The sequence below is a fragment of the Pseudalkalibacillus hwajinpoensis genome (assembly GCF_039851965.1).
Taxonomy (GTDB): Bacteria; Bacillota; Bacilli; order Bacillales; family Guptibacillaceae; genus Guptibacillus; species Guptibacillus hwajinpoensis_E.
This window is the reverse complement of sequence record NZ_CP156674.1, coordinates 217,348-231,234: the sequence shown is the minus strand read 5'-3', so window position 1 is coordinate 231,234 and position 13,887 is coordinate 217,348. Positions and strand designations below refer to the sequence as shown.

Annotated in this window: 13 protein-coding genes and 1 pseudogene; 12 read left to right on the top strand and 2 right to left on the bottom strand. The window is 41.7% G+C overall.

The window, feature by feature from the left end:
* Positions 1 to 83 precede the first annotated feature (83 nt).
* The 3 genes from ABFG93_RS01110 to ABFG93_RS01100 all read left to right on the top strand — a co-directional run bounded on the left by ABFG93_RS01110 (position 84) and on the right by ABFG93_RS01100 (position 2,806).
* A complete protein-coding gene (locus ABFG93_RS01110) occupies positions 84 to 425 on the top strand; it encodes a YojF family protein (RefSeq protein ID WP_347550146.1) in 342 nt (113 codons plus the stop codon).
* A 10-nt stretch (positions 426 to 435) separates the two neighbouring features.
* Positions 436 to 1,104, top strand: a complete 669-nt coding sequence (bshB2, locus tag ABFG93_RS01105; RefSeq protein WP_347552720.1) for a bacillithiol biosynthesis deacetylase BshB2 — start codon at positions 436 to 438, stop codon at positions 1,102 to 1,104.
* A gap of 82 nt (positions 1,105 to 1,186) precedes the next feature.
* The gene (locus ABFG93_RS01100) at positions 1,187 to 2,806 is read left to right on the top strand and encodes an ABC-F family ATP-binding cassette domain-containing protein (RefSeq protein ID WP_347550145.1); all 1,620 of its coding nucleotides are present in this window, start codon (positions 1,187 to 1,189) and stop codon (positions 2,804 to 2,806) included.
* Positions 2,807 to 2,842: 36 nt separating this feature from the next.
* On the opposite strand, the gene ABFG93_RS01095 is transcribed toward ABFG93_RS01100, so the two are convergent.
* Complete coding sequence (locus ABFG93_RS01095) at positions 2,843 to 4,195, bottom strand: MATE family efflux transporter (protein WP_347550144.1); 1,353 nt, start codon at positions 4,193 to 4,195, stop codon at positions 2,843 to 2,845.
* Positions 4,196 to 4,324: 129 nt separating this feature from the next.
* Here ABFG93_RS01095 and ABFG93_RS01090 point away from each other — a divergent pair, with 129 nt between their 5' ends.
* On the top strand, positions 4,325 to 4,732 hold the full coding sequence (locus tag ABFG93_RS01090) for a thiol-disulfide oxidoreductase DCC family protein (protein WP_347550143.1): 408 nt from the start codon (positions 4,325 to 4,327) through the stop codon (positions 4,730 to 4,732).
* On the opposite strand, the pseudogene ABFG93_RS01085 reads toward ABFG93_RS01090, so the two are convergent.
* Positions 4,663 to 5,684 (bottom strand): annotated as a pseudogene (locus tag ABFG93_RS01085) (alanine/glycine:cation symporter family protein); the annotation flags it as partial. The gene ABFG93_RS01090 and the pseudogene ABFG93_RS01085 overlap by 70 nt on opposite strands.
* A gap of 136 nt (positions 5,685 to 5,820) precedes the next feature.
* Here ABFG93_RS01085 and ABFG93_RS01080 point away from each other — a divergent pair.
* From ABFG93_RS01080 to ABFG93_RS01045, 8 genes are all read left to right on the top strand, one after another.
* Positions 5,821 to 6,402, top strand: a complete 582-nt coding sequence (locus tag ABFG93_RS01080) for a cell wall hydrolase (protein ID WP_347550142.1) — start codon at positions 5,821 to 5,823, stop codon at positions 6,400 to 6,402.
* 232 nt (positions 6,403 to 6,634) lie between these two features.
* Positions 6,635 to 7,525: a nitrilase-related carbon-nitrogen hydrolase gene (locus tag ABFG93_RS01075; RefSeq protein ID WP_347550141.1), complete on the top strand. Its 891-nt coding sequence runs from the start codon at positions 6,635 to 6,637 to the stop codon at positions 7,523 to 7,525.
* 74 nt (positions 7,526 to 7,599) lie between these two features.
* Positions 7,600 to 8,952: an NAD(P)-dependent oxidoreductase gene (locus ABFG93_RS01070; protein ID WP_347552719.1), complete on the top strand. Its 1,353-nt coding sequence runs from the start codon at positions 7,600 to 7,602 to the stop codon at positions 8,950 to 8,952.
* A 20-nt stretch (positions 8,953 to 8,972) separates the two neighbouring features.
* Complete coding sequence (gene preA, locus ABFG93_RS01065) at positions 8,973 to 10,253, top strand: NAD-dependent dihydropyrimidine dehydrogenase subunit PreA (protein ID WP_347552718.1); 1,281 nt, start codon at positions 8,973 to 8,975, stop codon at positions 10,251 to 10,253.
* 16 nt (positions 10,254 to 10,269) lie between these two features.
* Positions 10,270 to 11,688 carry a dihydropyrimidinase gene (gene hydA, locus ABFG93_RS01060; protein WP_347550140.1) on the top strand — a complete coding sequence of 473 codons (1,419 nt, stop codon included), beginning with the start codon at positions 10,270 to 10,272 and terminating at the stop codon, positions 11,686 to 11,688.
* Positions 11,689 to 11,711: 23 nt separating this feature from the next.
* Positions 11,712 to 13,184, top strand: a complete 1,473-nt coding sequence (locus ABFG93_RS01055; RefSeq protein ID WP_347550139.1) for an NCS1 family transporter — start codon at positions 11,712 to 11,714, stop codon at positions 13,182 to 13,184.
* Between the two features lie 14 nt (positions 13,185 to 13,198).
* Positions 13,199 to 13,429, top strand: coding sequence for a hypothetical protein (locus ABFG93_RS01050; RefSeq protein WP_347550138.1), 231 nt, complete (start codon positions 13,199 to 13,201; stop codon positions 13,427 to 13,429).
* Between the two features lie 15 nt (positions 13,430 to 13,444).
* Entirely contained in the window at positions 13,445 to 13,687 is a 243-nt protein-coding gene (locus ABFG93_RS01045; RefSeq protein WP_347550137.1) for a hypothetical protein, read from the top strand.
* Positions 13,688 to 13,887: the final 200 nt, after the last annotated feature.

Here is a 13,887-nt window from a genome sequence, read left to right as displayed (position 1 = left end):
CAAGCGCCAATCATTTTACCCGACCGGATAGATAGGCTATACTAGTTTTAGCTACCAGGGCAATGGAAAAAGGGGGCAAAAAGATGAAGCCTATTCATATAGAAGAAGTTCAAAAAATACTTGAAACGTTTGAAAACCAAGATTTGTATTTTCACCTTGAAACAACAAGCGGAGCATATGCCGCGCAGGATAAAGAAAAACTTGCGGTAGGAGCTTACATAAGAAATGGTTCCCTGCGATTTTCAAACGTGAAAATGGCTGGCAGTGGCCCGTTTCGAGTTGGATTTAAATTAAATGAAGGTTGGATGTATGCTGAAGGAATTACTGACTACCAATTAGATGATGGTAGATTGTTAATGGCCGGACATGATAGTAGTGGACGCCTTGCCGTTGCTGTTCAATTAAGCTACACGCCATTTGATTAAGGAGGAAACCATTATGGAGAAACAAGTCCTCGTAGTCTTCCCACATCCGGACGATGAAGCTTTCGGAACAGCGGGGGTGATGACGAAATTTGTAAATGAAGGTGTTCCTGTTACCTATGCATGTGCAACTCTTGGAGAAATGGGACGTAATATGGGAAATCCGTTTTTCGCAACACGAGAAACGCTTCCTGAAGTGAGAAGGAAAGAATTGAAAGATGCGTGTCAAGTCATGGGAGTAGATGATCTTCGTATGCTAGGCTTTAGGGATAAAACACTCGAATTCGAAGATCCAGAATTGCTTGTTTCGACAATTGGAAAATTGATTGATGAGTTACAGCCGTCACTTATTATTACGTTCTACCCGGGCTACGGTATCCACCCTGACCATGATGCTTGTGCGGCAGCTGTAATTGAGACAGTGAAACGTATACCTAAAGAAAAACGTCCTACAGTTTATACACTGCCGATCACGCCCGATCGCGAGGCTGTGCTCGGTAAACCTGATAAAGTATTTGATGTAACAGACGTTCTCGAAACCAAAATCAAAACAATTGAGGCACACCGTTCTCAAACAGAAGCGATGGTAGCTCGTCTTGAAGACGGCTCACTTGATCCGAATTCTGAAATTATGACATTCATTAAGCAAGAATCTTTCTGGATATATCGTTTTGATGAATAAGTTCTTTAGGGTTCATATCTATTCCGTTCGGAACATGTTATAATTTGCACTATATTACGATAGATGGAGGAATATGACCTAAATGATTACAGTTACAGATGTCGGCTTACGATATGGTGATCGTAAGCTTTTTGAAGATGTTAATATTAAATTCACTCCGGGAAATTGTTACGGACTAATCGGTGCAAACGGTGCAGGTAAGTCAACTTTCCTAAAGATTTTATCAGGTGAAATTGAACCGCAAACAGGCGATGTTCACATGGGACCTGGAGAACGTCTTGCAGTTTTGAAACAGAATCACTTCGAGTATGAAGATTTTGAAGTACTAAACACTGTTATTATGGGGCACGCACGTCTTTATGAGGTGATGCAAGAGAAGAATGCAATCTATATGAAAGAAGATTTTTCTGATGAAGATGGCATGAAAGCTGCTGAACTTGAAGGCGAATTCGCTGACCTAAACGGGTGGGAAGCAGAGTCAGATGCTGCTGTCCTCTTGAAAGGACTAGGCATTTCTGAAGACCTTCATTATAAGAAACTTTCTGACCTAACAGGTTCTGAGAAAGTAAAAGTTCTTCTTGCACAGGCACTATTCGGTACACCGGATATCCTGTTGCTCGATGAGCCTACAAACAACCTTGATCTTAATGCGATTAAGTGGCTTGAAGAGTTCCTTATTAACTTCGAGAATACTGTTATTGTCGTTTCCCATGACCGTTACTTCTTGAATAAAGTTTGTACTCACATGGCTGACCTTGATTACGGTAAGATTCAAGTCTATGTAGGGAACTATGACTTCTGGTATGAATCAAGCCAGCTTGCTCGTACAATGAAAGAAGATGCGAACAAGAAGAAAGAGGAAAAGGTTAAAGAACTTCAGGCGTTTATTCAGCGATTTAGTGCGAACGCATCGAAGTCAAAACAGGCAACTTCACGTAAAAAACTTCTTGATAAGATTACACTTGATGACATCAGGCCTTCTTCAAGAAAATATCCTTACGTAGCATTTACGCCGAACCGCGAGATTGGAAATGATGTGCTTCGCGTTGAAGGCTTGACGAAAACAATCGACGGAGTAAAAGTACTTGATAATGTCAGCTTTATGCTTAATAAAGATGACAAAGTAGCACTCGTTGGTAAAAATGAGATTGCTAATACAACGTTAATCAAAATCCTTATGGGTGAAATGGAAGCCGATAGTGGTACATTCAAGTGGGGAGTAACAACTTCTCAAGCATACTTCCCTAAGGATAACTCCGAGTATTTCGAAGGGGTTGATACAAACCTTGTGAACTGGCTTCGTCAATATTCACCTGAGGATCAAAGTGAAAGCTTCCTGCGAGGTTTCCTTGGAAGAATGTTATTCTCTGGTGAAGAAGTATTGAAGAAAGCGAGTGTTCTTTCCGGAGGCGAGAAAGTGCGCTGTATGCTATCGAAAATGATGCTTAGCGGTGCTAACGTGCTTGTTCTTGATGATCCTACCAACCACTTGGATCTTGAATCAATCACAGCATTGAATAATGGACTTACAAACTTTAAAGGTGCAATGATCTTTACGTCTCATGACCACCAGTTTATTCAAACAATTGCTAACAGAGTGATTGAAGTAACACCTAAAGGAATCATCGATAAAGAAGCAACATATGATGAGTACCTTGAAAACACAGAGTTACAGGCAAAAGCACAGGCAATGTATAACTAATAGTAAAAGCGGATCCCGGTAACGGGGTCCGCTTTTTTAGTGAGCTGAAACGTTTGCTTTTTGTACAAAACGAAGTCTAATAAAGAGGGTTACAGCAGCCACAAAAAGTCCCGCACTAAGCCCGACCCAGTAGCCGTAAGGTCCAAATGCAGTGTGTTTGGCAAGCAAGAACCCAGATGGAAGTCCAATTACCCAGTAAGAGATTACACTCATCACTAGTGTGACATTTACGTCTTTATAACCTCGAAGTGCTCCCTGAATTGGCGCAGCGATCGCATCCGATAGTTGGAAGAAGATCGCATAAATGAGAAAAACTTTGGTTAATTCAAAAACAACTTGATTGCTTGTGTACCAGCTTGAAACGACATCATTGAAGAGTAACAAACATAGAGCTGACAATAGCGCCATACCTACTGCGAACGCTATACCCATATAGCTGTACTGCTTTGCATCCTGATAACGCCCTCCGCCTACTTCAAAACCAACCGCAATTGTTAACGCCATCGAAATACTGAGCGGAATCATATAAAGAAGTGAAGCGAAATTAATAGCTGCCTGGTGGGCTGCTATTGTCTCTGTCGTATACCTACTCATTAATAGCGTTACGGCAGCGAAAATACTCACTTCAATGAAAATAGAGAAGCCAATAGGAACGCCAATTTTCAGCTGTTCCTTCCAGGTTGAGAAAGAGATACCATAGAAACGTCTGAAGATCTCATATGTTCTGAAAGGATGAACTCTTAAAATTACAATAAGAGCAATGAATAGGATAAACCAATAAGTGATCGCAGAGGCATAGCCGGCACCAGCGCCACCGTATTCTGGAAAGCCAAATTTACCAAAAATCAATACATAGTTGAAGAAAACATTAATCGGTAATGAGGATAACGTCACAAGCATTGTCGTTCTTGTTTCGCCAAGTGCATCAATGAAACTTCGAAGAACAGAGTAAATAAATAGCGGAATAATCCCATAGGAAAGACCAACGAGATATTCTTTAGCAATGTGACTCACATTTTCATTCAAATCCATCAGGTTTAAAATTGGATCCAATATCAGGTTACCAGCGATTAAAATACTAATGGAAAGCGCAATGGACAAGTAAATACCCTGGAGAACAGAAAAAGAAACCCTGTCTTCTTGCTTTGCCCCGATATATTGCGAAACGATCGGTGTAATCGCGAGTAGTATGCCACTGAGTCCAGTAAAAACTGGTACCCAGAAACTTGATCCAATCGCAACACCAGCAAGATCATTGGCTCCAGCTCTTCCACTCATAATCGTATCAACGAAATTCATGGAGTAAAGGCCAACCTGAGTTATTAAAATCGGATATAAGATAATGATCAATAGTTTCAATTTTTCTCGAATCGACTTAGTCGGATACATGGTCTAACATCCTTGCTATGTAGTTTAATGAACACTGAAATTATAGCATATTCTGAATGGAGACAAGCTTTGATATGCTATACTTATCATGTGAAAATGTGAGCATAATATAGGTGGAGGTGAAAGAAAATGGATTATAGCCAACAAGTAAACGTGATCCTTTTTGATGGCGTATGTAATCTGTGTAATGGTGTTGTGAAGTTAATGTTTAAATATGATAAGAAAGCAGTGTTTTCTTTTGCGGCATTGGAATCGGAAGTAGCTAAGAGGCTTCTAAACGAAGTTGGTATGAAGAATAATGTTCCAGATAGTGTAGTGGTAATCAATGGCAGCAATGCATTGGTGAAATCAGATGCAGCTCTTTATATAGTAAAGCGATTGGGCGGTTTTTTTCAGCTTTTAGTAGTTTTCAAGATTTTGCCCCGGCAGTTGAGAGATAAACTATATGATGCTGTAGCTAAGAGACGTTACAGGTGGTTTGGGAAACAGGAGTCATGTATGATGCCTACACCGGAGCACAGGAAGAGGTTTTTATAGGAACGGATGGTGGTTATATTACTCACTGGAGCTTCTTCTTTGTCCCATGCTTCGGTATCTTTAATCCCAAGTTTAGTTGGGCTAAAAACTGGCTCTTTTCCTTCTTTACGCTGCATTTCGTAATCTTTTAATACAACTAAATGCTACTTTACCTAATAATCCAATTGGAATTAAGTTAATGACTGTCATGAGCTCCATGAATAAATCAGCCATTTTCCAAACAAGGCTTATGCTAGAAATGGAACCAATTAATACAAATGCCATTGTAGTGAGGCGGAAAACCAATAAGGTTGGCTTGCTTTCTTTAATAAACTCAAGGTTTGTTTCACCAATGATTGAATAAGTCCCTGTTTTGCCGGATCCGAAGTGGTAGACGTAGCTGCTGCGTTTGGTGCACTACCCATACCAGCTTCATTAGAAAATAATCCTCGTTTTACACCATTCATAATCGCTCCACCGAGAGCCTGGTCAAATCCAAAGGCAAGTCCAACGATTAGAGCAATAATTGAAGGCAATTCAGTAATATTCATGATTAACATGACTTTAGCAATTAATAGATAAAGGATAGCCATCACAGGAACAATAACACTTGATAGATTTGCGATACGTTGTACGCCACCAAAGATAACTAAGCCTGTAAGTGCTGTAATGATTAACCCTATTACTAATCGATTTATACCGAAAGCCTTTTCGAATGCTAATGCGATTGTGTTACTTTGCACGGAATTAAAAATAAGTCCAAAAGTAAACGCAATCAATACCGCAATAATAATTCCTTACCATCTTGCTTTAAGGCCTTTTTCAATATAATAAGCAGGTCCACCACGAAATGCGTTAGATCCCTTAACTTTGTAAACTTGAGCTAATGTACTTTCAATAAATGCAGTAGCTCCGCCAAGGTTGCTACAATCCACATCCAGAACACTGTCCCAGTACCACCTAATGTGATCGCCTAAATGTTCGAATTTCAATTCTTCCAAGAGCACTTTCAACCTCTTCTTCTGGAAACACTGGAAAGAATTAATAGTGAAATAGGTTTGGCTCCTATGTTACTTTATAAATGATCAAAATTTTGGGAGGTAGATTCATTGTTCAAGAAAATGGTGATGACTGGTGTCGGAGTTTTTTGTGTTCTAGCTTTCTCTTTTCCAACGCAAGGCTCTGCTAATAACGATACACATACCGTCCAAAAGGGCGAATCATTATATAAAATAGCTACAAAATACGATGTGCCGACAGAGCAAGTAAAAGCCATGAATAATAAATCAAGCGTTGAAATTCATCCTGGAGAACAATTGCAGCTTCCTGTCGTACCGAGTAAGTATGAGAAGGACCTTCTCGCACGCCTTGTCGAAGCGGAAGCAAAAGGGGAAAGCTATGCAGGTAAAGTCGCTGTCGCTACAGTCGTTCTCAACCGAGTAGAAAGCGATATTTTCCCGGACTCGATTCATGGTGTCATTCATGAAGGGATTCAATTCTCGCCGGTGTTAAATGGAACGATCGACCAACCGGCTGGGGAAGAATCAAAACGTGCTGTACAAGAGGCGTTGGCTTATCAAGGATATGACCGTGAATCACTTTATTTCTATAATCCTGATAAAGCACAAAGCAGTTATCTCAGCAGTAAAGAAGTGACAACAATAATTGATAATCACGTGTTTTTAAGATAAATAGTGAAAGGCAAGCATTCGATTTGAGTGCTTGCCTTTTTTTGGAAAAGTGTGATTTTGAAAAAAATTGATTGGCATAGTGGCCACCGTTACTTTTAATAACAACGACACTATGATTACTTTTCATTGAAACTATTTTACATTTTGTATAGTGCAACATGAATAGCATTCTTCTACACTTTTATTAGAAAGAAAATTCAGTTAATTAATTGTGTTAGAGGAGGGTTTACATATGGCAGATACGGTTACCATAGGGTTAATTCAGGCAAAGAATGATGTTGACGGGCTTGATCCGGTAGAGATTCATAAGGAAAAGGCGATTGAGAAGCATATCAAACTTGTCGAGGAGGCAAGTGAAAAGGGAGCACAGATTGTTTGCCTTCAAGAGATTTTCTATGGCCCTTATTTCTGTGCTGAGCAGAATACGAAGTGGTATGACGCTGCTGAGGAAATCCCAGAGGGTCCGACGACAGTGCGGTTTCAGGCACTCGCTCGTGAATTAGGCATCGTGATTGTTCTTCCCATTTATGAGCGGGAAGGGATTGCGACGTATTACAACACGGCTGCAGTCATTGACGCTGATGGTTCTTATCTAGGTAAGTACAGAAAGCAGCATATTCCGCATGTAGCAGTAGGTGATAACGGACATGGATTTTGGGAGAAATACTATTTTAAACCAGGAAACCTCGGATATCCCGTTTTCGATACTGCTTTTGGAAAAATCGGGGTTTACATCTGTTATGACCGCCATTTTCCAGAAGGGGCAAGACTTCTCGGCTTAAATGGTGCTGAGATCGTGTTTAATCCTTCTGCAACGGTTGCTGGATTGTCCGAGTATTTATGGAAGCTCGAGCAGCCTGCCCATGCGGTTGCAAATGGATACTACCTTGGAGCAATAAACCGGGTAGGTACGGAAGGTCCATGGAATATGGGGGAATTTTATGGTCAGTCTTACCTTGTCGATCCGCGGGGTAACTTTGTCGCGATCGGTTCGCGTGACCAGGATGAAGTGATTATTGGAGAAGTAAATAAGAAGTTGATTCGTGAAGTTAGGGATACGTGGCAATTTTATCGTGATCGACGTCCTGAAACATACGGTGAAATGACGTCATTATTACCTTAAGGATATGGAACAGGTGTAGCGGGAGAATACACCTGTTTTTTAATTTAAAAACAGGGGGGACGCATATGAGTACGATGGAATCATCTGTCCAGAAAGAACTGCAGAAAAGGTTTACAGAAGTTGTGCCATCTCTAACAAATCAGGAAGCGTTTCAAGAATCACAGCGGTGTCTTTATTGTTATGACGCGCCATGTATTAAAGCATGTCCAACGGGGATCGATATTCCAACGTTTATTAAAAAAATCGCTTCAGGAAATATGAAGGGTTCAGCGAAAACCATCATGACGGCAAATCCAGTAGGCGCAAGCTGCGCGAGGGTTTGTCCGACTGAAGAGCTCTGTGAGGGAGCGTGTGTGTTAAACCATTCTACAAAGCCAATTTTAATCGGTAATCTTCAGCGCTATGCAACGGACTGGGCGATTAAAAATGACCAGGTTCTATTTAAAGAGGGACAACCGAATGGGAAAAAGGTAGCGATCGTTGGTGGGGGCCCAGCGGGATTATCTGCAGCACGTGAGCTTGCGCTGCTTGGATACAACGTAACCATTTACGAAGCAGAAAAACAGGCGGGTGGTCTTGACACGTATGGAATCGTATCATTTCGATTACCAAAGTCCATATCCCTTTGGGAAGTAGAGCAAGTTGAAAAGCTCGGTGTCACGATAAAAACTGGAATGAGAGTGGGGGAAGATATTTCATTTGATGAATTACTTTCAACAAATGATCGAGTTATTTTAGCGATCGGTATGGCAAGTGTGCCGGATCTGCAAATTCCTGGAGAACAATCGGAAGGCGTTTATGACGCGATTGAGCTTGTGAAAATGACGAAAGCAGCCCCATTTCCTACAGAACTAAAAGGAAAGAAAGTCGTTGTAATCGGAGCAGGAAATACAGCGATTGATGGCGCAACATGCTCAGCACGTCTTGGCGCGGAAAATGTAAAAATTCTCTATCGACGGTCCGAGCAGGAGATGACGGCTTATGACTTTGAGTATGAGTTTGCAAAGCAAGATGGAGTTGAGTTTCGGTGGTTAACACAACCTGTTGAAATACTTACTGGTGAGGAAGGCGAAGTAAAGGGTATTAAATGCGTCAAAATGAAACTGATGGATGCAGCAGCGGATGGTAGAAGAAGAACAGAGCCGCTACCTGAATCGGAATTCACAATCGAATGTAATGCAGTTGTAAAAGCGATCGGACAAAAAAGACACTTGCCTTTCATCGAGGGACTAGGACTTGCTCACAAAGACGGTGTCATTTTAATCAATAAAGAAACAATGGAAACGTCTCATTCAAAAGTATATGCATGCGGAGATGTTATTTTCGGTAAAGGCCAGGGAGAAGCGATGGTTGTTTCAGCTGCTCAACAGGGGAAAACGGCAGCATACCATTTGCATGAAAGCTTGAAAGCGACGTATTCAGCTTAACAGGAGAAAGGGGAATGACGATGGCAGATCTCAGAACAAACCTTGCGGGAATTACTTCACCAAATCCATTCTGGCTCGCATCTGCACCACCAACGAACTCAGGCTACCAGGTGCAACGCGCCTTCGAAGCTGGTTGGGGTGGAGCAGTTTGGAAGACGCTTGGTGATCCTATTTTAAACGTATCATCGCGATACGCAGCTGTCCATTTCAACAGACAGCGTGTTGCGGGTTTTAACAATATTGAGCTTATAACGGATCGACCACTAGAAGTGAATTTAAAAGAAATTTATGAAACAAAAAAACGATTTCCACATCATGCGGTGGTCGCTTCGTTAATGGTTGAACCAAATCAAGAAGCGTGGCATGAGATTGTGAAAAAGACTGAAGCCGCTGGTGTCGATGGCCTTGAGCTGAATTTCGGTTGTCCGCATGGGATGGCTGAGCGGGGAATGGGTGCTGCCTCGGGACAGGTACCTGAGCTAGTAGAAAAACAGACTTACTGGGCAAAAGAAGCGGCTGAGACGCCAGTAATAGTAAAGCTAACGCCAAATATAACTGATATAACCGCTACCGCAGAAGCGGCCGTAAGGGGCGGAGCAGATGCCGTTAGCATGATTAACACGATTAATAGTTTAGCAGGTGTTGATATTGATACGTGGCAACCAATACCACATGTGGGAGGTAAAGGTGCACATGGTGGCTACTGTGGGCCAGCTGTAAAGCCTATTGCGCTTAATATGGTTAGCGAATGTGCAAGAAATAGCCGGATCAATGTTCCGATCTCAGGGATGGGCGGGGTATCAAACTGGCAGAATGCGATTGAGTTTATGCTGATGGGTGCGAGTAACGTTCAAATTTGCACGGCTGCCATGCACCATGGGTTCCGCATTGTGGAAGATCTTATTGATGGTCTATTAACTTACCTTGATGAACGCGGAATTCTCTCCGTCCAGGACATCATCGGAAAGTCGGTTCCAACCTTTTCTGATTGGGGAAATCTTGATCTTAATTATAAAGTGGTTGCAAGAATTAATAATGATGTGTGTATTAACTGTAACAAATGCCATATTGCGTGTGAAGATACATCGCATCAGTGTATTGATATGCTGAATGATCCAGTCGGTAACCCGATTCTTCAAGTCCGAGAAGATGATTGTGTTGGATGTAACCTCTGCTCGATCGTATGCCCAGTTGATGGGGCAATAGATATGATTGAGCTTCCACATGAGCAGCCTGCGATGACATGGAATGAACGTCAGTCTCTTATCGGCTCACTTAAAGATATCAAAGTATCCAAATAAGTAGGAGGATTTGATCATGAAGAAAATCATTCGAAATGGAACGATTGTTACTGCAAGCGAAACGTATCAAGCGGATATCCTTGTTTCTAACGGAAAAATCGCCTCAATTGGGACAAATTTGAAAGAAGAAGGTGCAGAGGAGGTGGATGCGAGCGGTCGTTACGTATTTCCAGGTGGAATTGATCCCCATACACATCTTGAAATGCCGTTTGGTGGAACAGTTTCAAAGGATGATTTTGAAACCGGGACAATTGCGGCAGCATTTGGTGGCACAACCTCTGTTATCGATTTTTGCTTAACTGAAAAGGGGAAGCCTCTCTCTCATGCGATCAAAACCTGGCATGATAAATCTAAAGATAAATCGGTGCTCGATTATAGTTTTCATTTAATGATTAGTGAAATGAACGATAGCGTGTTAGAACAACTTCCAGACGTGATTGATCAGGAAGGCATTACTTCCTTTAAAGTGTTTATGGCGTATAAGAATGTTTTTCAGGCGGATGACGAGACGCTTTATCGAACTCTTCTTGCGGCAAAGGAGCTAGGAGCACTTGTAATGGTACATGCTGAAAATGGTGATGTCATAGAATATTTAACAAAGGATGCACTCTCGAAAGGTCAAACTGAACCGATTTATCATGCGTTAACAAGGCCACCGGAAGTAGAAGGGGAGGCAACAGGACGAGCAGCACAGCTCACTGGTCTTGCCTCATCACAACTCTATGTCGTTCATGTAAGTTGTCAGGAGGCAGCAGACAAGATAGCAGAAGCAAGACGCAAAGGCTATGATATCCATGGGGAAACGTGCCCACAATATCTAGTTCTTGATCAAACGTATCTTGAGAAACCGAACTTTGAAGGAGCAAAGTATGTGTGGAGTCCGCCGCTTCGTGAAAAGTGGAACCAGGATGCACTCTGGAATGCGCTTCGAACCGGCCAGCTTGAGACGATTGGATCTGATCAATGCTCATTTGACTTTAGCGGGCAAAAAGACCTTGGAAGAGATGATTTTACGAAAATCCCTAATGGTGGACCAATGATTGAAGATCGATTTAGCATCCTTTTTTCTGAAGGTGTTCTAAAAGGAAGAATTTCATTAAATCAATTTGTAGACATAACGTCAACGAAGGCTGCAAAGTTGTTTGGACTGTTCCCAAAAAAAGGGACTATTTCCGTAGGAGCAGATGCAGATCTTGTTCTATTTGACCCGAGTGTTAGGCGTACGATATCTGCCGAAACGCACCATATGGCAGTAGACTATAATGCTTTTGAAGGAATGGAGGTAACTGGGGAGGCCCAGACTGTTCTTGTTCGAGGTGAGTACATTATTAAAGACAAGCAATTTGTTGGAACGCCTGGAACAGGAAAATACATGAAACGAGCAAAGTATGGAAAAATGGCTGACGTCTCTGATCGGACAATGAAGATCCAGTAAGTGAAAGAAGAGGAGATAACTCAATGAAAAAAGAGAAAAGCTATTTAAAATCACCGGACCTTCTGCCAATTGCGCACAAAGACAAAAAAATTGGAACAACGGGATTTGCGATGATGTGGGTCGGAATGGCCGTTGTACTTGCAGCTTTTGCGATCGGAGGAGCAGGTGTTCAGTCATTGTCATTGACCTGGGTTGTAGTTGCTACGATCATTGGTACTCTCGCCATTGGGTTATTCATCACGATTATTGGAGATATTGGAATCGAACACGGCCTTTCATTTCCGGTATATATGCGGGCCCCTTTCGGAACAATAGGTACACATATTCCATCTGTTGTAAGAGGGCTCGCAGCATCGTTCTGGTTCGGAATCAATACTTATTTTGGGGCGACGGCCATGAATGCAATTCTAAACGTGCTGTTTGGTTTTGATAACTGGTTCGTCTGTTTTCTTATTTTCGCAACGGTTCAATTAGTAAATACAGCTCTCGGAATTAAAGCAGTTGAACGATTTGCGGATCTGGCTGCTCCTGTCATTATCATTATTTCTGTTTGGATGTACGCTTCTCTTTCAGACCAGGCGATCTCTCAGGGAAGAGAAGTATGGGGGTGGATTGAGAGCCCTGTAACAGGAGGAGCTGCCGTAACGGCATTCCTGGTGGTTATTTTTAGTAACATGGGATTCTGGGCAACCATTGCGGCTGATATTCCTTCAATCTCTCGCTTTATTAAAGCACCTCAATTTGAGAAAAACTGGGTTAAACGAAACAAAGGGACGCTTGTAGGAAGCATGATCGCACTGCCGGTAACGCAAACATTTATGGTTATTATTGGAGGGGTATCCTATATCGCCGTTTCAAATTATGACCCTGTTGTAGCATTGCAAGAAGCTGCTACAGGGTTAGTACTGGGCGTCCTATTACTTATGATTGTTCTCGCCCAGTGGTCAACGAATGTATCCGCAAACCTTGTTCCAGCCGCGACGATTTTTTCAAACGTCGGGGGTCCAAAAGTTCCGTTCTGGGCTGGTGTATTCATTGCAGGGATTGTTGGGTCAGTTGTTCAACCATGGAGCTTGTTTAATATTCTAATCCCAATTCTTCTTATTGTCGGAGGGATATTATCAGCGATTGTTGGCATTTTGTTCTGCGACTATTATGTTTTAAGAAAACGCAGGGTCAATGTACCTGAATTGTATGAGCAGTTCGGCCAATACCGCTATGCAGGTGGTGTTAACGCTGCAGGCTTTATTTCATGGATTATTGGTGGACTTGCTGCATATTTTCTTTCTAACTACTCATTTCTAGTTGGATTTGTCGTAGGGGCAGGTACTTACTATGTTCTTGCAAAATACTGGTGGTTCAAAAAGTATGAACAGGCAGAGATTGTAGAGCCGAGTGATGAGAAATATCTTGGCATTACTGTTGGAAGGGATTGGATCATCTCAAGCGATAGCGAAGTACAAACGGTTAAAGAGGTTGGCAGTGCGATTGAATAGGGGAGGTAATGTGTATGAGAGAACATCAGCATTATTTAATTGAACGAGAAAAAATCGATTACTTTATTGATCGAGGGTATCGAATCCATGGTATTACAGAAAATCTAAGCGGGGCTTTTATTGAGTTTAAGCTAAAAGATAAGAATTCAGAAGAAGAATCAACTGAAACCCTTCATATTCAAACGGCAGATGGGAGAAAATACTTCTCAGCGCTTTTATTAAAGCAAATTCAGTCAGTTTCATAGAGAGGGAGGATCATAATGGAATACAATTTGTATTCTAAAGATAGTGCGTATCCGTGTGAGGTAACCATCGACGAGGAAAATGGCAGGTATATGATTCGAAAAGCGGATACAAGTGGTGAGATTTTTAATTCTGCCGAGGAGCTAACCACCTGGATTAGGGCGAATTGGAAGGAAGGAGATTTCCGTAGTAAAAAGCAATACCACTTTTTAATGGAGCTTTTAGATGAGTATGAGTGGGAGATGGAGGCCGGGCAATAGCCCGGTTTTTTTTATAGTCATATTAAATTTCATTTACCGTACTAGACATATAAAGTAACCAAGAGAAACCAAGGTTTATAGCTATTTATGTCGTATATTAGAGAATCAGTAGAAAACCATAACATGTTGTAGTAAAGTAATTCTTAAAAGATGTAAGCGCTGTCATAAGGGATACTGAAAGATTATCTTCCGGAATTTTC